The organism is Pseudomonas sp. FG43 (assembly GCF_057809175.1).
This window is the reverse complement of the sequence record NZ_JBMDJL010000005.1, coordinates 162,308-183,766: the sequence shown is the minus strand read 5'-3', so window position 1 is coordinate 183,766 and position 21,459 is coordinate 162,308. Positions and strand designations below refer to the sequence as shown.

Genomic DNA, 21,459 nt, shown 5'->3' with positions numbered 1-21,459 from the left:
TCTGCTTCTAGCTTGCCGCTTAAAGCTTGCAGCTTAAAGCTGATCACCCCAATAGAGAAAAGAAACGGCTCTTGCCGTGCCTTTTGTGTCGAGCTCTGAGAAAATGCCCGCACTTTTTTTGCGGATGCCGACATGACTGCCCTGAAGAACGACCGTTTCCTTCGTGCCCTACTCAAGCAACCCGTAGACGTCACGCCTGTCTGGATGATGCGTCAGGCCGGTCGCTACTTGCCTGAATACCGCGCCAGCCGCGCCAGGGCGGGGGATTTCATGAGCTTGTGCAAGAACGCCGAATTCGCTTGTGAGGTCACGTTGCAGCCTCTGGATCGTTACCCGCTGGATGCTGCGATCCTGTTCTCCGATATCCTCACCGTTCCCGATGCAATGGGCCTGGGCCTGTATTTCGAGACGGGCGAAGGCCCACGCTTCAAGAAAACTGTCAGCACTCTGGCCGACATCGAAGCCCTGCCGATTCCCGATGCACAGCAAGACCTGGGCTATGTGATGAATGCGGTCAGCACCATCCGTCGCGAGCTTAATGGTCGCGTCCCGCTGATCGGTTTCTCTGGCAGCCCATGGACGCTGGCCACTTATATGGTCGAAGGCGGCTCCTCGAAAGACTTCCGCAAATCCAAGGCCATGCTCTACGAGAACCCACAGGCCATGCACCTGCTGCTCGACAAGCTGGCGCAGTCGGTGACTTCGTACCTCAATGGCCAGATCCTGGCGGGCGCTCAGGCAGTGCAGATCTTCGATAGCTGGGGTGGCAGTCTGTCCGCAGCGGCTTATCAGGAGTTCTCGCTGGCCTATATGCGCAAGATCGTCAGTGGCCTGATTCGCGAGCACGACGGCCGCAAGGTTCCGGTCATTCTGTTCACCAAGGGTGGCGGTCTGTGGCTGGAAAGTATCGCCGATGCCGGCGCCGATGCACTGGGCCTGGACTGGACCTGCGACCTTGGCGAAGCCCGTCAGCGCGTCGGTAACAAGGTTGCGCTGCAAGGCAACATGGACCCGACCGTCCTCTATGCACGCCCTGAAGCCATCCGTCAGGAAGTGGCCCGCATTCTGGCTAGTTACGGCAGCGGCACCGGCCACGTCTTCAACCTCGGCCACGGCATCACCCCTGAAGTCGACCCGGCCAATGCGGGCGCCTTTATTGAAGCCGTACATGAGCTTTCGGCGCAGTATCACCAGTAATTCGTTATTGCGGTCATGAAAACGCCCGGTTTTTGCCGGGCGTTTTCATGTGCAGGCATGCGGTTCGTTATTACGGCAGCAATTGCTCTGCATAACGTGCAATCACATGATCGAAAGCTATCTGTTTGTCATTGGTTGCCGAGCGTAGTGCGCTAACGATTTTCTGTAGCTCCATATCGCTGACATCATCCAGGAACTGGTCATCGAAGACTTTTCTTATGGCTGCCTGCCGTCGTTGGTTCAGGTAAGCGATATCAAGGGCAAGTTTCTCGATCATTTTTGCCGCTGCCAGGTCTGTGACGTGTGCTTCCTGAATTACGCCCGTCAGCAGGTAACGGAAACGTTGCTCACAGTTTTTATCTGTTGGTGCGATGTGCAGGTTTTCATCGAACCAGTTGCTCTTGTGATGGCCGCAGTGCAGCGGGTTTCCCGGCTTGGTTTCTCGCAGGCAGGATGCATGGAGATTTTTATATTCCAGGGCCAGAGGGCCGTAATCCTCTTGTGGCCTGAAATGTTCGATGTGGCTGCTATCGAGGCCTATCTCTGTGCCGCAGTAACAGCAAAAGAAGTTTTGCTCTTCCAGCAAGCTGTTATGCAAATCCCGTTTTTGCGGGTTTTGCAGGATTGGGTAAGTGGGTGTCCAATCCTCGTTTGCGCTGGCCTTCCATTGGGTAAACGAAGCAGGTTCAGTTCCTTTGACTACACGCTTCATCGACCAATGATCTCCTTGCGCCTGAGCAACGCTTCAGCACCCGCATACTCGGGTAGGTCGGGTGCTTTTTTCTTTAGTGCCTTGAGTTGTTGCCTGGCCTTTTCGAGTTCGTTGTTTTCCAGAGAGGTAAACATCTCGTTGAGTAGCTCTTCGATCTCAGGCAGGCGCTGCTCTACGCCCATGACCTCCGCCAGGATGCTGCTGGAGTCCAGCCCATAGGTCACTCTTGGATGAGAGCTGTCGCCGTTATGCAGCAGAATGACTTCTTCTGGTTGCAGGCTGCCGATGACTTGGGGGGAATGGCTGGTGGCAATGAATTGCACTTTCGGGAACGCTTTTTTGAGCGTAGGGGCAATATTGCGCTGCCAGGCTGGGTGAAGATGTATATCCAATTCATCGATAATCACGATGCCATTGGTGTTCTCCAGAACATCTTTACCCATCTGTGGATTAAGGATGCACATCCGGCGCGCAATATCGGCTATCAGAGCAATCAAACTGCGCTGCCCATCACTCAGATCTTGGAACGGGACGGTCTTGCCCGGCCCCATATCTACTACCAGACTTTGCAGCCTCAAGTCATATCTGAGGTCGAGCGCATCCGGAAGTGCAAGCCGTATCGCCTGGTTCACCCACTTGAGTTCATCATCGGGTTCGCTGTTAGAGTGCGAGTCCAACCGGTCCTGAAGACGTTCGAGGGTTCTGGCAATCAACCAGCTTTCAAAGTCGCGTAGATCGGCTACGGCGTCAAACCAGTTCAGGTAGCCATCGAAACGGGATATTTTCTGTTGTGCCGAAAACTCTGCCGATACGTTGGCGCTTTTCCACCGGCGATTGGCGCGATAAAAAGCCAGTACCGGTAGATCGATACGCTCACCCGCATTCCACTTGGCATGTACTTCTTCCATATGCGTCAGGAATGATGGGTTGATACCTGCTTCCCAGATATCAGCCAGCTTTATCGCTCCCCAGTCCGGAAGGCCAAAAATATCACCCTCGGCTTTTATGAAAACAGGAAGTTTGCGTTCAAACCGGCTTCGCCCTTCGTATTTATCAATAGCGAAGCGAACATCTTCGGCAGGTAAGTTCTTTTCGTCACATCCCATCGAGTTGCCAAACGGCACAAGAGACACCGCCACCCCTTGCAACAACGACGTCTTCCCACTCCCATTGACCCCAACCACCAGGTTGAACCCCGGCTGGAAGTCAAAGCGGGCATCTTCGTAACAACGAAAATTCTGTAGGTGGAGATGGTCGAGGCGCATGCTGGTTTCCTTTACCAAGTCTGGCAGATGCGCCAGTGTACCTTGGCTTGCCGTGTCTGCCAGCGTTCAGTCTGTGTCTAGACCTTTGCCGCCAGCGGCTGCAACCTCGACAGCCGCAAGGCTACGCCCAGTGCGATCAGCAGCAGTGTGCCAATAAACAGCCCGATGCCATTCCAGCCTGCGTAATGCCAGAACACGCCACCGCCGGTTCCGGCCACGCTTGAGCCGGCGTAATAGCAGAACAGATACAGCGAAGTGGCCTGGCCTCTGGCTTTGACGGCTCTGCGCCCGACCCAACTGCTGGCGAGCGAATGAGCGCCGAAGAAGCCGAAGGTGAAGATCAAGACACCGACAATGATGACTGCCAGCGGGGTGAACAGGGTCAGGGCCAGGCCGATCAGCATCATGACGATCACTGCCCACAGCACTTTGCGCCGCCCCAGTCTGTCGCCCAGTGCGCCGATCTGTGCGGAGCTGTAGATACCCGACAGGTAAACCACCGAGAACACGCCCACCACCGCCTGGCTCAGGTTGTAGGGTTCGGTCAGCAGGCGATAGCCGATGTAGTTGAAGAGGGTGACGAACGCGCCCATCAGCAGAAAGGCGAGCAGAAACAGCAACGGCAGCCCGGCATCGCGAAATTGCACGACGAAGCCGTCCAGCAGGCTGCGCGGATGCAGCGAGCGGGGCTGGAAGTTGCGGGACTCGGGCAGGATTCTCCAGAACACAGCTGCTGCAATCAGTGCCATACCGCCGACCACCAGCATCGCGGTATGCCAGCTTACGTAATCGATCATCACCCCGGTAATCAGCCGTCCGCTCATGCCGCCGACCGCGCTGCCGCCGATATAAAGCCCCATGGCCAGGCCAAGGTGCATCGGGTGGATTTCCTCGCTGAGGTAGGTCATCGCCACCGCCGCCAGCCCGCTGAGCGACAGGCCGACCAGAGCGCGGGTGATGAGTACGCCTTCCCAGCTGGGCATCAGGGCGCTGGCAATGGTCGAGATTGCTGCGCAGAACAGCGCCAGCACCATCACTGGCTTGCGTCCCAGCCGGTCGGAAATCGGTCCGGTGATCAACAGGCCAATGGCGAGCATCGCCGTCGCAACCGACAGGATCAGGCTGCTTTGCGCTGCATTGATCGAGAACTCCTGGGACAACAGCGGCATCATCGGTTGCACGCAATACAACAGGGCGAAGGTTGCGAATCCACCAGCGAACAGTGCCAGCACCGTTCTTGTGAACGCCGGTGTGTTCTTTTCGATATAGCTGTCGCCTGCGGCAGCTGTGGGCTGTTGTTCAGTGGAGAGCGGGGCAGCGGCAGGGTTCACGATGGACCTCGGGGGTGCGGCAGGCATGTAATGAAAAAAGCATATAGCGCTGAAATCATTCAATCCAATATATTGTTCGACCTGTTTGATATGTAAAACGACTTGATCGGAGGCCGCATGGAATTGCGCCATTTGCGTTACTTCATCGCGGTTGCCGAAGAGCTGCATTTCGGACGTGCCGCTCAAGTGCTGGGTATTTCCCAGCCACCGCTGAGCCAACAGATTCAGACGCTGGAGCAGGAGCTTGGCGCGCGCCTGTTCGATCGCACCAACCGACGGGTGCAACTGAGCGAGGCCGGGCGGCTGTTTCTCGAAGAGGCTCGTGGCGTGCTGGCGCAGGTCGACAAGGCCGCCGATGTGGCGCGCCGGGCGCAACTGGGTGAGCTTGGGGAGTTGAAAATCGGTTTCACGGCCTCTGCACCTTTTACGTCCAGCATCCCGCAGGCGATCTTTGCCTTTCGCCAGACCTACCCGGCTGTACACCTGGCCTTGAAGGAAATGACCAGCAAGGATGTGTCCGAGCAACTGGAGGACAAGTCGATACAGGTCGGCATCATGCGTCCGCTTGCCTTGCCGGATTCATTGGTGTCTTTCGAGCTGCTGCGTGAACCGCTGGTAGCGATCATGCGTTCAGACCATCCTTTGGCCGCGGGCAGCGAGCAGGGGCTTTATATGTCGGAGCTGGCTGCCGAGCCGTTCGTGTTTTTCCCTCGTACTTACGGCAGCGGTTTGTACGCTCAGATACTGGAGCTGGCGCGAGAAGCCGGTTTCAGCCCCTTGATTACCCAGGAGGCTGGAGAGGTAATGACCATCATCGGGCTGGTGGCAGCCGGTCTGGGTGTAACGGTTCTGCCCGCTCCCTATCAGCGAATGCGCATCGAAGGCGTGGTCTATAGAACCTTGCTGGACCCGGCGGCAACCAGCGCGGTGTGGCTGGTACAGAGAAAGGATGAACAGTCACCAATGGCCAAGGCGTTCTTTGAACTGGTGACTGGCCGGTAGATACCGTCTTGCCCCGTCGCGGGCAAGCCCCCTCCCACAAGGATTTGCGTTCATCCTGCGCCAGATCATCACGTCGTCATTGACGATGCCCCGCATTGAAGTCCTGGATGCCTGGATTGATCGACAGCTCCTTGAGGATTCTTTCACGCAGCAGGTTGATCCAGCGGTTGTAGTTACGGTGGATCTGGCCGTCCTTGTAATCCAGGCCGGTACTGCTGCGGTAGTCGATTTCAAACGAGGTCGGGGTGTACGGAATATCGACTTCGGCATGATGACGGCCCCGCACGGTGATAGCGGCCTTGATCATCCCCGGTTTGACCGATTGCACGACCCATTGGAGGTCATTGAGTGCAGTAACGATTGCACGGCTCATCTGCTCGTTGCTGAAACCCATCTCGCTGGCGAAGTTTTCCTTGGCGTTGTACACCGGCTTGCTGGTACAGCCCCCGAGCAGCAAGGCCAAGGCCATCAAGGCGACGATGCGGTGGATCAGATTCATTCCCTTTACTCCGTAGGTAGATCGGTTTAGTGCCAGCGGCGGAAGATCAGCGAAGTATTGACCCCGCCAAACGCAAAGTTGTTGTTCATCACATACTCGTTGCTCATCTGCCGGGGTTCGCCGATCAGGTAATCCAGTTCGCCACATTGAGGGTCGATGCTGTCGAGGTTGAGCGTGTGGATGTAACGGTCGCGTTTGAGCATTTCGATGCTGAACCATGATTCCAGAGCCCCACAGGCTCCGAGCGTGTGACCGAAAAAGCTCTTCTGCGAGCTGATCGGCATGCGCGGGCCAAAGAGGCTGCTGGTCGCCAGGGTTTCGGCGATATCGCCCTGTTCGGTCGCAGTGCCATGGCCGTTGACGTAGCCGACAGCCTCGGGTGGCAGGTTGGCGTCCTCCAGAGCCAACTCCATGGCGCGACGCATGGTGATCTGCTCCGGGCGTGTGCTGTGGGCACCATCGGCATTGCTGCCGAAACCGACGATTTCGGCATGGATATGTGCGCCTCGGGCCAGCGCATGCTCAAGCTCTTCGAGCACCATCATGCCGGCGCCTTCACCAATCACCAGCCCGTCGCGGCCGCTGTCGTAAGGCCTTGGACTGGTGTGTGGTGCGTCGTTTTTCAGGCTGGTGGCGTACAGCGCATCAAAGACCATAGCTTCGGTGGGGCACAGTTCCTCCGCGCCACCCGCCAGCATCAGCGGCAAGCGCCCGAACTTGATCGCCTCATAGGCATAGCCGATGCCCTGGCTGCCGCTGGTGCAGGCACTGGATGTCGGGATCAAACGTCCGGTCAGGCCGAAGAAGATGCTTATATTGGCGGCTGTGGTGTGGGGCATCATCCGCACATAGGAGTTGGCGTTCAGCCCCTCTGCCACGGAGTTGAGCAGCATGTTGCCGAACGCTTTTATATCGTCGGTGCTGCCCGTGGATGAGCCACATGCGGTGCCCATGCGCCCGTCGCGAATGATCGGGTCGTTCAGTAATCCTGCATCGATCAGGGCTTTTTCCGATGCGCTCACCGCCAGACGCGATACCCGCCCCATGCTGCGCAACTGCTTGCGTGTCCAGTGTTCGGGGACCGCGAAGTCATCGACAGGCCCGGCCAGTCGGGTATTGAGTTCGGGGAAACGATCCCACTCGCCCATGCGCCGGATGCCACTGCGATTGGCAGTAAAGTTGGCTTCGATGCTGGCCCAGTCGCTGCCCAGTGAAGTAATGCCGGACATGCCGGTAACGACAACGCGCTTCATCAGCACAAGCCTCCGTTGACGGCCAGGACCTGGCGAGTGATGTAAGCGGCCTCTGCGGACATCAGGAAGTTCACCGCGCCTGCAACCTCTTCAGGCGTGCCCATGCGCTGGGCCGGGATCATTTTCATCAGTTCGTCCACCGGAACGTTTTCGTCCAGCATGGCTGTATCGATCAGGCCCGGCGCGACGCAGTTGACGGTGATCTTGCGTTTGCCAAGCTCGATGGCCAGAGCCTTGGCTGCGCCGATCAGGCCTGCCTTGGATGCGCTGTAATTGACTTGTCCGCGATTGCCGATCAGGCCGGAAACCGAAGTGATGCACACAATCCGGCCTGCGGCACGACGGCGAATCATCGGCATCATGACCGGGTGCAGCACGTTGTAGAAACCGTCGAGGTTGGTGCGCAGTACCTGATCCCAGTCTTCTTCGCTGAGAGCCGGAAAGGCGCCATCGCGAGTCAGGCCAGCGTTGAGCACCACGCCATAATAGGCGCCATGGGTTTCAACATCCTGTTCGAGAATTGCCTTGCAGGCGGCACGATCGGAAACATCGAATTGCAGAACGCGGGCCTGACGACCCAGCGCGATGATTTCTGCCTGTACGGCTTCGGCTTCACTGCGACCGCTGCGGCAATGCAGGACCAGGTCATATCCGGCCTGGGCCAGACGCAATGCAATGGCGCGGCCTATTCCACGGCTGGAGCCGGTGACCAGTATCGATTCAGTCATGCCAGGGCTCCTTCGGTCAGGTATTGGGCAGCATTGGGTGGGCAATAGACGCTAAGGCGGGCAAAGGCCTGGATGTCCGGGCCGGTCAGGTTGCATTCAAAGACACCCATGCCGCTTTCGTCCTGCAATGAGCGTGTTGCATGGATCTCCAGTTCGCTGCCTGCCGGGAAATGCCCGACATTGCATTCGAACTTCCGGCTGCCGAGCAGGAAGCCCAACTGGACGGGTTCGCCCTGCAGACGGGCCTGACAACCGGCATAGGCCGCAACACTCTGGGCCATCAGCTCTACGCCGACCCAGGCAGGAAGGCTGCCGTCCGGCTGGCTGAACAAGCCATCGGGGCGCACGGTTACTCGTGTCTGGATCTGTTCTTCGTCAAAGCTCAAGACCTGATCGATAAGGATCATGTCGGCAGCATGGGGGATCAACTCGGCGAGCGGCCAATCGATCATGGGGCATCTCCGATAATCAGGCTGATGTTGTTACCGCCGAAGGCAAAGGAATTGCTCATCAGGTAGCGAGAGTCAGTGGGCGACAGATGCGCTCCGGGCAATGTCCATTGCAACGCAGGCAACAATGGATCGGCCTGGCCGTCCCACAGATGCGGAGGCAAGGCGTGTTCGCTGTTCTGCGGTGCCAGTGTGAGCCAGCAGAACGCTATTTCCAGGGCTCCGGCGGCACCGAGGGTATGGCCGCTGAGCGGTTTGGTCGAGGAGCAGGGAACGCCGTCGGGGAATACCGCATGCACGGCCAGGCTTTCCATGGCGTCATTGTGCTGGGTCGCTGTGCCGTGCAGGTTCAGATAACCGATTTGCTGCGCAACGAGTTGTGCATTGTCCAGTGCCTGTTGCATGGCTTCCCGGGCCCCACGACCGCTGGGTTCGGGCGCGGAGATGTGGTGAGCGTCGCAACTGGCGCCGGCACCAAGCAGGGCAATCGAGTGTGTGCCGCTGGCTTCACGGGTCATGAGAAACAGGACTGCCGCTTCGCCGATATTGATGCCGTCGCGGTTGATGGAAAAGGGATTGCAGCGTCGTTGTGATACGGCTTCCAGTGCCGAAAAGCCGTTGAGCGTCAGCTTGCAGAGGCTGTCCACGCCACCACACAGAACGGCATCGCACAGACCCATGTCCAAAGCCCGCCGTGCGCTGAGCAAGGCGCGTGCGCTGGATGTACAGGCGGTGGAAATCACGTAGGCCGGGCCGCGCAATTGTAACCAGGACGCCAGAAAGGTCGCTGGCGCCCCCAGTTCCTGCTGCTGATAGTCGTAATGCTCGGGAAAGCTCTGGTCGCGTAACCAGGTTGCCATGCTGCTACTGGCTTCGTCGATGCCTGAAGTGCTGGTGCCCAGAATTACCCCGATACGCTCGGCACCATAGCGTTCGATGGCCTGGCGAATATCGTCTTCGATCTGCAGCGCGGCAGTCAGCAGCAACTGATTGTTGCGGCTGCCCTGTGAGCTTAATGACGCCGGGATGGGAGCCAGTGCATCTTTGATCGCACCGACGGGCAATACCCGATCAGGCACCCAACCGCTTTCTGCAACCATCCCGCAGCTGTCGGCGGCAAACAGCTTGCGCGATACCTCTTCAGGACCATTGCCCAAGGCACAGATCAGCCCCATGGCATTGAGGTAGGCAGTCATTGTGGCGTCTCGACATTCAAGGGGGTGATTTCATAACTCAGCCCTTCCTTGAGCTTCAGCGTAAAGACATTGGCAGAGCGATAGTCGACCCGCCAGCGGTCATCGAGGCGGCGCTGCATCTGTTGGCTTTGCGCAGCAGGATAACTGATGGGCAGATTTTCGTGCGGCGTCATGGCAAAGAGCAGTGCCGCGAACAGCTCACGCGCCTCAGGGTTCGGGGGCAGCAGACCATCGGCCTGCCACTTGCCCTCAATCAACAGCTGGCGCGCTTGTGGAATGCCCAGCGGGTCCATCAGGGACCAGCGCAGCCCTGCCTGTTCACGCTGGATGATCAGCAGCCAGTCCTGGCGCTGATCGGCCTGTTCACGCTGAATGTGCAGTTGCATCGGCAACTGCAACTCCGGCATGACTGCGGGCAGCGGTGCCTGGCTGGCGCAGCCGCCGAGCAGCAGAAGCACGAAAAACCATACGCGGATCATGACGTCTCGCCGTTCAGCGGCTTGCGGGCCACGACATTGACCAGGGTTTCTTCGCGCTGCCCGAACGGTTTGGGTTTGCGCAGCTTCAAGCGCTCCAGCAAGCCGAAATCCCTGGAGCGGCTCCACCACAGATAGGGATACGAGACATTTTTCGCTTCAAACTCGAAACCCTGGCCGCGAATCATCTCCAGATACTGCTCAGCGCTTTTCTGCACATGCATCGGGTGGCGAAACAGCCAGCGGATCACCCAGGTATCGATATAGGCCTCGGTGGACTCGGCGAACAGTAGATAACCGCCCGGCTTCAGCACGCGATAGAACTCGGCAATGGATTTTTCCTGCTCGACCAGATGATGAAAGGTCTGGTGGCAGAACAGCATGTCGACGCTGGCATCCGGCAGTTGCAGAGCGGCGCAATCACTGCCGATCAACTCGATATCGATGCCCTGGCGGCGAGCCTCTGCATGGCTCATGTCCAGACTGTGAGGGTCGGCGTCCACGCCCAGCAAGCGTGAAGGTGCGAATACCTGACGCAGGTACTGGAATGACTTGCCTTGCCCGCAACCGGCATCGAGTAGCACCGGTGCTTCAGGCGGCTGGTCATTGAACAGCGTGCGCAAATCATTGATGGCAACCCGCAGGACGTGATGTTGCCAGGTGTGGCTGCGCAGGAACCAGAAACCGAAACGGGTTTCTTCTACATAGCTGTCGCTCAGAAATGGCTGGTTCATGAAGCTTTACTCGAACAGAACTCGGCCAGCATCCGTAACCGACGTTTGGACTCGCTGACAAAGGGATTGTGTTCGTCCCAGGCATAGCCAGCCAGGATTGCGCTGATCATGCGGCGGATTTCAGGGGTGCTGTGGGGGTAGAAAATGACGTCCTGGAAACTGTTGTCATACCAACCTTCGACATAGGCGCGGAAGGTGTCGACGCCGCGTTTGAGCGGGATGGCGAACCCGGTTTCCCAGTCCACGCTTTCGCCTTGCAACTGCCGGCTCAACAGGTTTGCGGCCATGCTTGCCGAGCGCATGGCAATGGTCACGCCGGACGAGAACACCGGGTCGAGAAATTCCGCCGCGTTGCCCAGCAGTGCGAAGCCTGGGCCGTGCAGGGTTTTGACGTTAGCCGAGTAGCCGCCAATGGTCCGTGCCGGAGTATCCCAGACGGCATTTTTCAGCACATTCTTGAGTTGTGGCGTTTCATCGACGAATGCTTGCAGGCAGGCGTCCAGGTCCTGCGGTTTGTCCTTGAAGCGTTCAGCCGAAGCCACCACGCCCAGGGAGCAGCGGCCATTGCTGAACGGAATCGACCAGAACCAGACATCCCGGTGCTCAGGGTGAATGCTGATCAGGATCTTTTCGCGGTCGAAGGGCGGGCTTTCGATATGGTCTTCGATGTGGGTGAATACGGCTTGGCGTACCGGGAAGCCAGACGGTGCTTCAAGGTCGAGCAGGCGCGGCAGTACGCGACCATAGCCGCTGGCATCGAGCACGAACAGAGCCCGCACGCTGTATTCGCTGCCGTCTTCACGACGAACGTTCAGCGTCGGTTGCGGGCCGCTGAAGTCGACGTTGATGATTTCCTGTAGATAGCGGATTTCGACGCCTTGCAGCGCTGCCTGATCGGCCAGCAGCTTGTCGAATTCGGCGCGCTGCACTTGAAAGGTCGTGGGTTTGCCGTTGCTGAATGTGTCACCGAAATCGAAATCGCTGTATTGCTCACCGAAAGCAAAGGCAGCACCGTTTTTCTTCTGGAAACCGGCCGCTTCGACCGCTTCGAGCATTCCGGCTTCTTCAACGAAGTCCAGGCAATGGGAGAGCAGGCTTTCACCAATGGAGAAGCGTGGAAACAACTGGCGTTCGATGATCAGAACGTCATGGCCCTTGCGTTTGAGCAAAGCGGCGGCGATAGCACCGGCAGGGCCGGCACCAATGACGACAACCTGCCGGTTTTCCATATCAGTGATGGGCACAAGAGTTCCTTATCGGTTGGTCGGTTGTAAGGGAAGACGGCAATGGCTTACGCCCCATGCCAGCCAGTGCGGGCATGAGGGTCGCCAGCAGGCTCATCAGCATCAGCGCGAAATACAGCGCCGGGCTGATGAGTTGCTGTTGCAGCAGAAGGTTGAGAAAAACGATCTCGCTCAGCCCGCGGATATTCAGCAGTACGCTTTCGCGCCAGCGGCTTGCACCTGCAAAAGAGGGCGGAGCCCAGCGCAGGCCGATCCAGTTTCCCAGCATCTTGCTGACGATGGGCACGACGATCAGCGCGCCCAGTTGCAGCCAGCTCAAGGTGCTCATGGCGCTGTGGATATTGATTTGCACAATGCCGAAGATCAGCAGCAACGGGATTGCCAACTGGTTCTGCAAACGCTTGAACACGGTTGCAGACAACGGCAGCGTCCAGGTTTGCCCCAGGCGTGACATGCACAGCAGATAGCCAATGCCAAAGATCAGCGCGTTGAGTTTGTAATGTTCTGCTACCACCAGCAGCGCGAAGAAGGTCACGCTATAGAGCAACGGCTGGCGCAGGCCCAGCAGGCGAAACAGCAAGGGAATGCAGGCTCCCAGCAACGGCAGTAACAGGCTGGCGGGTTTCAGGCTGCCCTGGCCCAGGGCGAACAGGCTCCAGCAGGCCAGATCGATAAGGATCGCGGTTTGTACCAGACGGCGTGTCGCCTGGGGCGGGTAGCCGATGTGTTGCAGGTAGAGATAAAGCACCGGGATCGCGGTGATGGCGAACACCAGCCCAATCGCCAGCGAACTGAGCCAGGACTGATCCGGCAACAGCCATAGCGCACAGGCCAGACCTGTCAGGAAGGGCACCAGAAAGCTTGGTATTGCCACTTTCAGGCTGTGCCGGTCCAGTCTGGCGTCGATGACATCACTGAGGATATGCCCCAGGACTATCGCGAAGGCCAGGCCGTACAAGGTCTTGAGCCATACCGGCGATACCAGTTGCGCGCCGCTCAGTTGCCAGTGCGGCTCTATCCAGAACAACATCAACAGCGGCAAGCCAAAGGTTGCCAGCAGCAACTGGCTGACGATAGGAATCAGGCCCAGTCGCTGACCCGCCCAGGTTGCCAGGGCAAAGGCCAATAGCGCCATCAGCCAGAACAGAAGGATCATCACGAGCGATGCTCCTTCTTCGGACTTGCCCAGGGCGCAAGGATGAAACTGAAAGCCAGCCCAAGGCTGACGGACAGTCCGAAATTGCTGATTGCCGGTGTGCTGGATATCGCCAGCAGGCCGAACGAGAGCCAGGTGGTGATAGCCGCCAGCAGAGTGCCCAGCAGACTGACGGCGGCGCCACCAATCTGTTCGCGCATGAGAATGGCGTAATCGACACTGATCGCCGTAACCAGCAGCAGGCCGAACAGGCTGAAGAGAGTCAGCGGCTGACCGAGCCAGCCCAGACTTGCCAGGCTGCACAGGGCCGCCAGCAAGGGCAGGGCGACAATGCGCAAGGCACCGTTCAGGCCGAATGGCACGATCAACAACAGGACGATCAAGACGCAGGACAGCAGCTTCAGCTCGGCAGCGCTGATCTGGGTGGCAGCGAATACGCTATTGAGCTCGCCCAGACGATCCACGAGTTGTACACCTTCCAGCCCTTGCGCCTGAACCCGTAACAGAGCGGGGTTGTTCAGCCCTCGCAAACTCACGATGGCAGCCACGCCATCATCGTTATGGCCAAGCCAGAGCGTACGCCAGGGCTCGCTGAGCGGGCCTGTCAGCGCGAGGTCGATATCTTGTGTCGGCAGCGTTTGCAGTCGACTCAGTTCGGTTTGCAAGGCGCTGGCCGGAACGCCCAGTTGAACCAGAGGCTGCCAAAGCGGCTCCAGCCTGGAGAGTGCGTTACGTGTGGCCTCTTGATCGGCAGGCGATGCAACCAGTTGATTGAGCGCCATGTACCCCTGCAACTTGCCCACATTGACCAACTGATCGAGCCGTTGCATGAGGTCTGATTGTCGGTCCAGCAATTGCTGCTCGTCCTTGCCGCGAACAAGAAAGAACTGGCTGGTGGGCTGGTAGCCGGTGATGCGCGCAATGGCCTGGGCTTCGTCCGTTAATGCCTGAGGAGCCGAGACCCATTGGCGGATGTCGTTGCGGGTGGTCAGTTGCCAAAGCCCCGTTGCACAGAACGCCATCAGCGCCGCCAGCAGGACAGGTGTACTCACGCGCCGTAACAAGGCTGCGCGGCAATCGAGCATGTGCTGTGCCAGAGCAAGAGGCCATTGCGCCGGCCGTATTTCGACCTTGGCGAGCAACGCAGGCAACAGGCAGACCGCTGTGAGATAGGCCCCGATCAGACCGGCTGCCGAGAACACGGCGATTTGTGTCAAGGCCGGAAAGGGTGTCCAGGCCAGGGCCAGATAACCAATGCAACTGGTGATCAGGCTCAGGCTCAGGCCGGGTAATGTGAGGCGCAAGGCAGGCCAACTGCGCCATGGCTTCAGGCTCCAGCTCTTGGACAGATAATGCAGCGGGTAGTCCACGGCGACGCCGATCAGGCTGGAGCCAAGCACCAGCGTCATCACATGCATGCTGCCGAAGAACGCCACACAGGCCACGGCACCGAACAGCATGCCTACCAGCACTGGCACGAATGCCAGAAGTACTTTCCAGCGACGGAAAGCCAGCAACAGCAGTAACAGAATGCCCAGCGTGGCACCGCCACCTACCCAGGTAATCTCCCGGCTGGCTTGCTTCTGGCCATTGGCGGCATACAACAGGCCGCTGGCTGCGAGTAGCTGGCCATCGGCCTGTTTTGCCTGCTCGCGAGCAGTGTCCAACAGGCTTGCGACCTGAGTGGGCAGGTGCATGTCGAATGCATCGCTGCGAGTGCGTGAGCGCAGCAATACCCAGCTTTTGTCATCGGCCACCGCAATCAATGCGCCGCTGGCAAGATCCGGCTGGACCGAGCCTTGTTTCGGCAGCCCGTTCTGAATTCGTCCAGTCAGGCCCAGCCAGTCGTCCTGGCCCGATACCAGGCTGAAACCGGCAAATGGATCGAACAGGCTTTGTACGCGCTGCTCGATGAATGCCTGTGGATCGTTGATCAACTGGTTACGGTCTGTGTCTGGCAACATTGCCAACCGGCCCTGCAACAGTTGATTGCGCAAGGCAGGCAGATCCGCTTGCAGAGTCCACTGCACTTTCTCGAACAGCCCGCTGGCTTGCCATTGTTCGCTTAATCGACGAGCGAGTTCGATGGCCTGCTGGCTATCGGCATGCCCGACCAGTACCAGCATTTCCCGATTGAGCGGTTCCTGCATACGCTGTTCGGCACGCAATACCAATGCATCGGTGTTGGTGCCGGGGACCAGCTCCATGAGGTTGGCCGACAGCGGCGAGCGGTCATGCCACTGCCACCCGGCCAGGGCCAGAACGCCCGCCAGAATCAGCAGGAACAGGCGCGGCAGCAGGCGCTCAGTTGACGAAGTCATTGCGCTGCACATCGGTCAAGGCCTGGGAGCTGCTGCTGTCGAGCATTTTCAGGACCGTGCTGTCGCCTTGGGTTTCCAGTAGTTCGATGCGTTGCACCAGTTCACCACCGTCGATATTGATCTGCTTGAACACTTGTTGCAGCAGCAGCGAGCGCGGGATGAGTGTGAGGTGCCAGGCCTGTGCATCGCCTTTCAATTGCAGCTCGAAGTCCCGTTGCAGGCCGCTGCTGTCGCCTTGCAATACGGCGAGAAAAAGACGGTTCTGCTCGGCTCCTGCGCTTTTGCCCGGCAGGAGTTTCCATGGGCCGCTGCCCGGCGTTTCACGGCGAGCGATACCGGCAGTCGTGATGCGGTAATCCTGTTTCAGTGGCGTCTCCAGCAGCCAGAGCAAGCCGAATTCTCTGGACAGGACGAAGCGGCCTTTGCTGAGCAAGGGGTTCGGCAGTGCGCGCAGGTGTTTTTCCTGAACGAAGTTGCCTTGTACCACGACAGGTTTGGCCAACTGATCGCTCAGTTGCTGTAGATCGAACGCCAGAGCCAGTGACGGCAGGCACATCAGACCGAGCAGGCACAACGCCCGCATAGCACGGTTCATGGCAGGGCCTTTTGAATGGCGTCGATAAAGACCTGAGGTGAAGCCAGTTGCATCTCGCGGCTTTCCACATGCACGGCGACCTGCACGGTACTGGCGCGTGTCATGCGCTCCCCGGTGACTGCATCGGTGATCAGGTAGTTGATCTTCAGACGGTTTTCCCACTCCACCAGACTGGCGCGCACGATCAGTTTCTGACCGAATACGGCACCACGCATGTAGCGCAATTGCAGGTCGATCACGGGCCAGCCATAACCGGATTCAAGCATGTGGGCGTAGTTGTGGCCGATATGGTCCAGCAACGCACAGCGAGCGATTTCCAGGTATTTGACGTAGTGGCCGTGCCAGACGATGTTCATCATGTCGACATCGAAAAATGGCACCAACACTTCAGTGTCGACGTGAATGAAACCCTTACTGCGCATGTAACCTCCAGTGGCGGTTGGCGATGTGCTTCAGGCACAGGCGCAGCTCGGCTTCCAGCGCTCGGTCTTCGATGACCGGCGGGAAGTCACGTGCCAGTTGTTCGTGCATGGCTGCCAGGGCCGGTGGCAATGCACGTGCGTCATCTGCCTGGCTGCGCAGCCAGACCCCTTGATTGGCGGCGATCAGCGTAGCGGCGGCGACTTGCTCGGTCAGTTCCAGTACCCGAATGGCATCCCTGGCAGCAATCGTGCCCATGCTGACCTTGTCCTGGTTATGGCATTCGGTCGAGCGCGAGAACACGCTGGCGGGCATGGTGTTTTTCAGGGCTTCGGCGGTCCAGGCGCTGGCACCGATCTGTACGGCCTTGAAGCCATGATTGAGCATGGCCCGTTCACTGCTGGCGCCGGACAGGTTGCTCGGCAGGCCGTGGTTGTAGCGAGTGTCCACCAACAAGGCCAGTTGCCGGTCCAGCAGGTCGGCGACGTTGGCAACCAGGGTTTTCAGGCTGTCCATGGCAAAGGCGATATGCCCGCCGTAGAAGTGCCCGCCATGCAGAACACGCTCGGCTTCTGCATCGATGATCGGATTGTCGTTGGCACTGTTGAGCTCGGTTTCGATGAACGAGCGCAACCAGTTCAGGCTGTCGGCCAGCACGCCCAGCACATGGGGCGCGCAACGCAGCGAGTAGCGATCCTGCAGGCGATGCAGCGGCGCGGTGGGCGCATCGATGGCCAGATCCTGACGCAGCCAGGCGGCGACTTGTGTCTGGCCCGGATGAGGTTTGGCGGCGAACAGGCGCTCGTCGAAATGCTCCGGGTTGCCTTGCAGCGCCACGACATTCAGGGCCGTGATACGGGTTGCCAGTTGCAGCAGGTAGTCGGCGCGGGCGAAAGCCAGGCAAGCCAGACCGGTCATGACGGCTGTACCGTTCATGAGTGCCAGTGCTTCCTTGGGTCTGAGTCTGAGGGGTTGCCAACCCAGTTCGCGATGCACATCGCTGGCCTGACGTCGCTCGCCACGGAACATCACTTCACGTTCGCCGGACAAGGTGGCTGCCACATAGGACAGGGGCGTCAGGTCACCGCTGGCCCCCACCGAACCTTCTTCCGGGATCAGCGGCAATACGTCGTGTTCGATGAAGGCTTGCAGGCGCTCCAGCAACTCGACACGCACGCCGGAAACCCCATGGCACAGCGACTGCAAGCGTGCTGCCAGTACGGCGCGGGTGGCTTGTGCATCCAGAAGCCTGCCCAGGCCACAGCCATGGAAGGTGTACAAATGACGGGGCAGGGCTTCGACATGTTGCAACGGCACGGCGACCACGCAGGAGTCACCGTAGCCGGTGGTGACGCCGTAAATCACACCTTCCTTGTCCAGCAGGGAATCAAGGAACTGCGCGCCTTTGGCGATGCGCTCCCGAAAGGCGCTGTCGTCTTGCAGGGCCGTAGGTGCCTGGCGATTGGCAAGGGCCAGAACGTCCTCGATACGCAGCGCGCGTTCGCCAAACGTGACTGTGTCAGGAGCTTGATTCGTCATCGGACTTCCAGAAAGGATAGAAATTGAACCACTGCTGTGGAGCCTCAAGGCAATAGTGCCCAAGGCGTTCGGCATACCGGCTGGCCCAATGGGCAATAACTTCTGCGCGGTCGCTGCGGCGCCATTGAACGGCGTCGGTGAAGGGTTCGAGAATCACTCGATAACCTTTCGGGCCTTTCAGGCAGAAAAACAGATTGACCGGGCATTTGAGCAGCCCGGCCAGCAACCATGGGCCTTGGGGGAAACTGGCCGGTTGCCCGAGGAAGTCAGCCTGCACGTTGCGTCCGCCATGCAGGGTGACGCGATCCCCGGCAATGGCCAGCCATTCGCCTTCGTCCAGGCGCTGGCTCAGTTGCAGCATGATTGCCGGGTCCAGCTCGCTGACCTGTATGAGGCGCAGGTTGGTTGCGCCGGCCTGCCCCAGCAGTCGATTGAAGCGCTCGGCGTGCTTGGTGTGGACCAGCACATTCATGGTGACCTTTTCGCCCAGCTCGGCCAGCGCACGGCAGACCTCAAGGTTGCCCAGATGGGCGCCGACCAGTAACTGGCCGCGTTCGCCTCGCAACTGATCGCGCAGATGCGCGGGGTCGATGATTTCAATCTGCTCGATCCCAAGCTTGCCGTTCCAGACATCAAGCTTGTCCAGCAAGGCATCGGCAAAGGCCATGAACTGCCCGAAAACCCGCCATTGGGTAGGGCGCAGTTCCGGCTTGCCGCTCCAGTCCGCCAGCCGTTGCTGGTATTCCCGGATACTGCGGCGAGCCCGGCGGCCAAACAGAAAGAAATACAGAACGATGCCGTACAAGACCGGGCTGAGCACGCGCCGCCCCAGCACACGCACGCCCCAGGCGGTGAGTTTCATCAGCAGGAAGCTGCCACGTTCTTCGTGGTTGGCCCAGTGCTGCTTCTGCGGGTTTTCGCTCATGGCCTCAACCGCCGCCAGAGGATCAGAGGCAGGCGCATCAGCATGCCGAAGAACAGCTTGGTGTGCATTTTGGAAATCAAGGCGTTGTCATGGAACAGACGGAAGTGAGAAAGCCCGTCCTGCGGGTAATGCACCCGAGTCGGCAGCCAGTACATCGGTTGCTTGCGCCATGACAGGCGCACCAGGATTTCCGGGTCGAAGTCCATGCGTTTGCCGACTTGCACGGAATCGATCAGTTTCAGTACAGGCGGCAAAGGATAGACCCGAAAGCCACACATCGAATCGCGAATCTGCAATGACAGGCTATTGATCCAGACCCACACATGGGTCAGGTAGCGTGCATACAGTCGGCCTTTCGGCACACTGGCGTCATACTCGGGATAGCCGCAGATGATGGCTTCCGGGTGGAGGCGCGAGTTGTCCAGAAACACCGCGACATCGCTCAGGTCATGCTGGCCATCGGCATCGACTTGCAACGCATGGCTGAAACCCAGTCGTGAGGCTTCCCGAAGCCCGGCCATGACCGCGCCGCCTTTGCCCTGATTGACCGACAGGGACACCAGAAAGACCTGATCGTTTTCAGCCAGAGATTGCAGAACCGCAGCACAACTCGGGCTGCTGGCATCGTCGACCAGAACGCACGGCAGACCGGCTGCGCGCAGTGCCTTGACGACATCGGGCACGGCCAGTTCATGGTCGAAGACCGGAATAACAGCGCAGGGGTTATGCATCCTGGCTGGCCTTCAAGAGAATTCTCCCGCTGGAGCAGGGGGCGTCGTCGGTATTGGTGAAAGCGAAATAGAGCTTGGAGCGTTCGGCATCGAAGCGCAGGGTCAGCTTGAGCTGGTCGCCCGGGCGAACCAGTTGCTGGAACTTGAGCACTTCAATGCCTGCAAATACAGGCGGAACAGCCAACAGTTGTTGGCCAAGATGCATCGCCCACTCGACTTGCACCACGCCGGGCAGCACCGGGATTCTAGGGAAGTGCCCGCTGAAATAAGCCAGATCCGGCGGTACCAGAAGGTGCAGATGCAATTCGGTATCGACGGTTTGTTGTTCCAGCAATTCTGGCTGCCTGGGGCGCTGGGCCATGAGCAATGCCTGGATTTGCGTCTGCGGGAGCTTGCCTTGGGCGTTGAACGGCAGTTGTCGCAGCAGGCGCCAGCGGCGCGGAAGAGCGATGGCTTCGCAGTGTGGGCTCAAATGTTGACGAAGGGCTTGCGTCAGTGCTCGGCGGCCCTGGTTGCGCAGCGCGTGCATCCCGGTTTGGCTCAGCACAATCAGGGCGCCCAGCGATGCCCGGCTTTCCTGGATGACTCCCAGGCGTGCCTCGTTGATCCACTCATGGCTCAACAGTGCTTCTTCCAGAAGCGGCAGGGAGATGCGTTTTTCTTCAAGCTTGACGATGCGGTCCAGACGTCCCAGCAGCTCGAAACGGCCATTTTCGTCAATGCGAGCAGCATCGGCAGTCTGTTCGAGATGATCGGGCGGCATATAGGGCGAACGAATGCACAGGGCACCGTCTTTGTTCTGGCTCAACTGCACGCCGTCGAACGTTTGCCAGAGGTCTTCGCCCTGACGCCAGGCGATCCCACCGGTTTCTGAGCTGCCGAGAATCTCGGTGGGCCATTTCCCCAGACGTTGATGCAGACCTTGTGCTGCATCTGTTGGTAGCGACCCGCCGGATGAAAACACTCGGCGTACGGCGCTCAGGCTGGCCCAGTCCAGGTTGTCGCCCATTCGTTTGAGCAGTGCCGGGCTGGCGACCCAGGCGAATGCCGGATATTCCCGGCTGGCACGTTGCAGGTCTTCCGGGAAAGGCAGTTGTTTGCGAACGAACGGTCGGGCTGCACACAAAGGCCACAGCACGCGAAACAACAAACCGTAGATATGTTGAGACGCCACGCTGCCGATGATGCAGGCTGAGCCCAGTTCCGCGCCCCAAAGCTGCTCCAGTGCTTCGACTTCATTGGCCAGTTGTCGCAGGCGCTTTTCGATCAGCTTGGGTTCACCACTTGAGCCCGAGGTACAAAGGTCCAGGCGGCACTCGTCCAGGTCCAGCGCCATGGGGGCAAGCGGTGTTGCGTCCTGTAATTCGCCTGGTTTTGTGTCGCCAGCCTGATCGGTCAGCCACATGTCTACATGCTTCACCCAGCGTTGGCGGGTCTGACCTTGCAGGTCGGCGGGCAGCAATACCTCTACATCTGCGCGCCAGGCACCGAACAGCGCAACGGCCAGTTCGCCTGCGTCCTCAAGGTGTACTGCCAGGCGTTTGATGTTCCGGGCCTGAAGCCCGGCAGCCAGACGCAATGCCTGTTCACAGAATTGTGCGTGGTTCAGGGCGGGCTCTTGCGTCAGCAGCCGATCCTTTGAGGGCTCAAGCAGCAGATTTTCGAGGTTTAACCAGTTCATGCGAT

The 21,459-nt window shown here is 59.0% G+C and carries 21 protein-coding genes; 2 read left to right on the top strand and 19 right to left on the bottom strand.

Annotated features, from left to right (window positions below):
• Nucleotides 1-132: 132 nt before the first annotated feature.
• Nucleotides 133-1,197 carry a uroporphyrinogen decarboxylase gene (hemE, locus tag ACODS3_RS08345; protein ID WP_489033972.1) on the top strand — a complete coding sequence of 355 codons (1,065 nt, stop codon included), beginning with the start codon at nt 133-135 and terminating at the stop codon, nt 1,195-1,197.
• A 70-nt stretch (nt 1,198-1,267) separates the two neighbouring features.
• Here hemE and ACODS3_RS08340 read toward each other — a convergent pair whose 3' ends face one another.
• The 3 genes from ACODS3_RS08340 to ACODS3_RS08330 all read right to left on the bottom strand — a co-directional run bounded on the left by ACODS3_RS08340 (nt 1,268) and on the right by ACODS3_RS08330 (nt 4,505).
• On the bottom strand, nt 1,268-1,909 hold the full coding sequence (locus ACODS3_RS08340; RefSeq protein WP_201018313.1) for a retron system putative HNH endonuclease: 642 nt from the start codon (nt 1,907-1,909) through the stop codon (nt 1,268-1,270).
• Nucleotides 1,906-3,174 (bottom strand): AAA family ATPase, encoded by a 1,269-nt coding sequence (locus tag ACODS3_RS08335; RefSeq protein WP_489033971.1) that lies wholly within the window; start codon nt 3,172-3,174, stop codon nt 1,906-1,908. The genes ACODS3_RS08340 and ACODS3_RS08335 overlap by 4 nt, the downstream gene beginning before the upstream one ends.
• A gap of 77 nt (nt 3,175-3,251) precedes the next feature.
• Nucleotides 3,252-4,505, bottom strand: a complete 1,254-nt coding sequence (locus ACODS3_RS08330; RefSeq protein WP_201018311.1) for an MFS transporter — start codon at nt 4,503-4,505, stop codon at nt 3,252-3,254.
• Between the two features lie 117 nt (nt 4,506-4,622).
• Between ACODS3_RS08330 and ACODS3_RS08325 the strand changes: the two genes are divergently transcribed.
• Nucleotides 4,623-5,507: a LysR family transcriptional regulator gene (locus ACODS3_RS08325; protein WP_201018310.1), complete on the top strand. Its 885-nt coding sequence runs from the start codon at nt 4,623-4,625 to the stop codon at nt 5,505-5,507.
• A 76-nt stretch (nt 5,508-5,583) separates the two neighbouring features.
• Here the strand turns inward: ACODS3_RS08325 and ACODS3_RS08320 are convergent, their stop codons facing one another.
• The 16 genes from ACODS3_RS08320 to ACODS3_RS08245 are packed head-to-tail and all read right to left on the bottom strand — an operon-like array spanning nt 5,584 to nt 21,454.
• Nucleotides 5,584-6,006 carry a hypothetical protein gene (locus ACODS3_RS08320; protein WP_489033970.1) on the bottom strand — a complete coding sequence of 141 codons (423 nt, stop codon included), beginning with the start codon at nt 6,004-6,006 and terminating at the stop codon, nt 5,584-5,586.
• Nucleotides 6,007-6,032: 26 nt separating this feature from the next.
• Complete coding sequence (locus tag ACODS3_RS08315; protein WP_201018308.1) at nt 6,033-7,259, bottom strand: beta-ketoacyl-ACP synthase; 1,227 nt, start codon at nt 7,257-7,259, stop codon at nt 6,033-6,035.
• Entirely contained in the window at nt 7,259-7,987 is a 729-nt protein-coding gene (gene fabG, locus ACODS3_RS08310; RefSeq protein WP_201018307.1) for a 3-oxoacyl-ACP reductase FabG, read from the bottom strand. Before fabG ends, ACODS3_RS08315 begins: the two co-directional genes overlap by 1 nt.
• Entirely contained in the window at nt 7,984-8,439 is a 456-nt protein-coding gene (locus ACODS3_RS08305) for a hotdog family protein (protein ID WP_201018306.1), read from the bottom strand. Before ACODS3_RS08305 ends, fabG begins: the two co-directional genes overlap by 4 nt.
• The gene (locus ACODS3_RS08300) at nt 8,436-9,632 is read right to left on the bottom strand and encodes a beta-ketoacyl-[acyl-carrier-protein] synthase family protein (protein WP_201018305.1); all 1,197 of its coding nucleotides are present in this window, start codon (nt 9,630-9,632) and stop codon (nt 8,436-8,438) included. Before ACODS3_RS08300 ends, ACODS3_RS08305 begins: the two co-directional genes overlap by 4 nt.
• Nucleotides 9,629-10,111, bottom strand: coding sequence for a hypothetical protein (locus ACODS3_RS08295; protein ID WP_201018304.1), 483 nt, complete (start codon nt 10,109-10,111; stop codon nt 9,629-9,631). Before ACODS3_RS08295 ends, ACODS3_RS08300 begins: the two co-directional genes overlap by 4 nt.
• A complete protein-coding gene (locus tag ACODS3_RS08290; protein WP_201018303.1) occupies nt 10,108-10,842 on the bottom strand; it encodes a class I SAM-dependent methyltransferase in 735 nt (244 codons plus the stop codon). Before ACODS3_RS08290 ends, ACODS3_RS08295 begins: the two co-directional genes overlap by 4 nt.
• The gene (locus tag ACODS3_RS08285; RefSeq protein ID WP_201018302.1) at nt 10,839-12,086 is read right to left on the bottom strand and encodes an NAD(P)/FAD-dependent oxidoreductase; all 1,248 of its coding nucleotides are present in this window, start codon (nt 12,084-12,086) and stop codon (nt 10,839-10,841) included. The genes ACODS3_RS08290 and ACODS3_RS08285 overlap by 4 nt, the downstream gene beginning before the upstream one ends.
• Complete coding sequence (locus ACODS3_RS08280) at nt 12,073-13,245, bottom strand: cation:proton antiporter (protein WP_201018301.1); 1,173 nt, start codon at nt 13,243-13,245, stop codon at nt 12,073-12,075. The genes ACODS3_RS08285 and ACODS3_RS08280 overlap by 14 nt, the downstream gene beginning before the upstream one ends.
• Nucleotides 13,242-15,563: an MMPL family transporter gene (locus tag ACODS3_RS08275; protein WP_201018300.1), complete on the bottom strand. Its 2,322-nt coding sequence runs from the start codon at nt 15,561-15,563 to the stop codon at nt 13,242-13,244. Before ACODS3_RS08275 ends, ACODS3_RS08280 begins: the two co-directional genes overlap by 4 nt.
• Entirely contained in the window at nt 15,547-16,158 is a 612-nt protein-coding gene (locus ACODS3_RS08270; protein WP_201018299.1) for an outer membrane lipoprotein carrier protein LolA, read from the bottom strand. Before ACODS3_RS08270 ends, ACODS3_RS08275 begins: the two co-directional genes overlap by 17 nt.
• Nucleotides 16,155-16,580, bottom strand: a complete 426-nt coding sequence (locus ACODS3_RS08265; protein ID WP_201018298.1) for an acyl-CoA thioesterase — start codon at nt 16,578-16,580, stop codon at nt 16,155-16,157. Before ACODS3_RS08265 ends, ACODS3_RS08270 begins: the two co-directional genes overlap by 4 nt.
• Entirely contained in the window at nt 16,570-18,117 is a 1,548-nt protein-coding gene (locus tag ACODS3_RS08260; protein ID WP_201018297.1) for an HAL/PAL/TAL family ammonia-lyase, read from the bottom strand. Before ACODS3_RS08260 ends, ACODS3_RS08265 begins: the two co-directional genes overlap by 11 nt.
• On the bottom strand, nt 18,098-19,042 hold the full coding sequence (locus ACODS3_RS08255; protein ID WP_201018296.1) for a lysophospholipid acyltransferase family protein: 945 nt from the start codon (nt 19,040-19,042) through the stop codon (nt 18,098-18,100). The genes ACODS3_RS08260 and ACODS3_RS08255 overlap by 20 nt, the downstream gene beginning before the upstream one ends.
• Nucleotides 19,039-19,773, bottom strand: coding sequence for a glycosyltransferase family 2 protein (locus ACODS3_RS08250; RefSeq protein WP_201018295.1), 735 nt, complete (start codon nt 19,771-19,773; stop codon nt 19,039-19,041). The genes ACODS3_RS08255 and ACODS3_RS08250 overlap by 4 nt, the downstream gene beginning before the upstream one ends.
• Nucleotides 19,766-21,454: an acyl-CoA synthetase family protein gene (locus ACODS3_RS08245; RefSeq protein ID WP_201018372.1), complete on the bottom strand. Its 1,689-nt coding sequence runs from the start codon at nt 21,452-21,454 to the stop codon at nt 19,766-19,768. Before ACODS3_RS08245 ends, ACODS3_RS08250 begins: the two co-directional genes overlap by 8 nt.
• Nucleotides 21,455-21,459 lie beyond the last annotated feature (5 nt).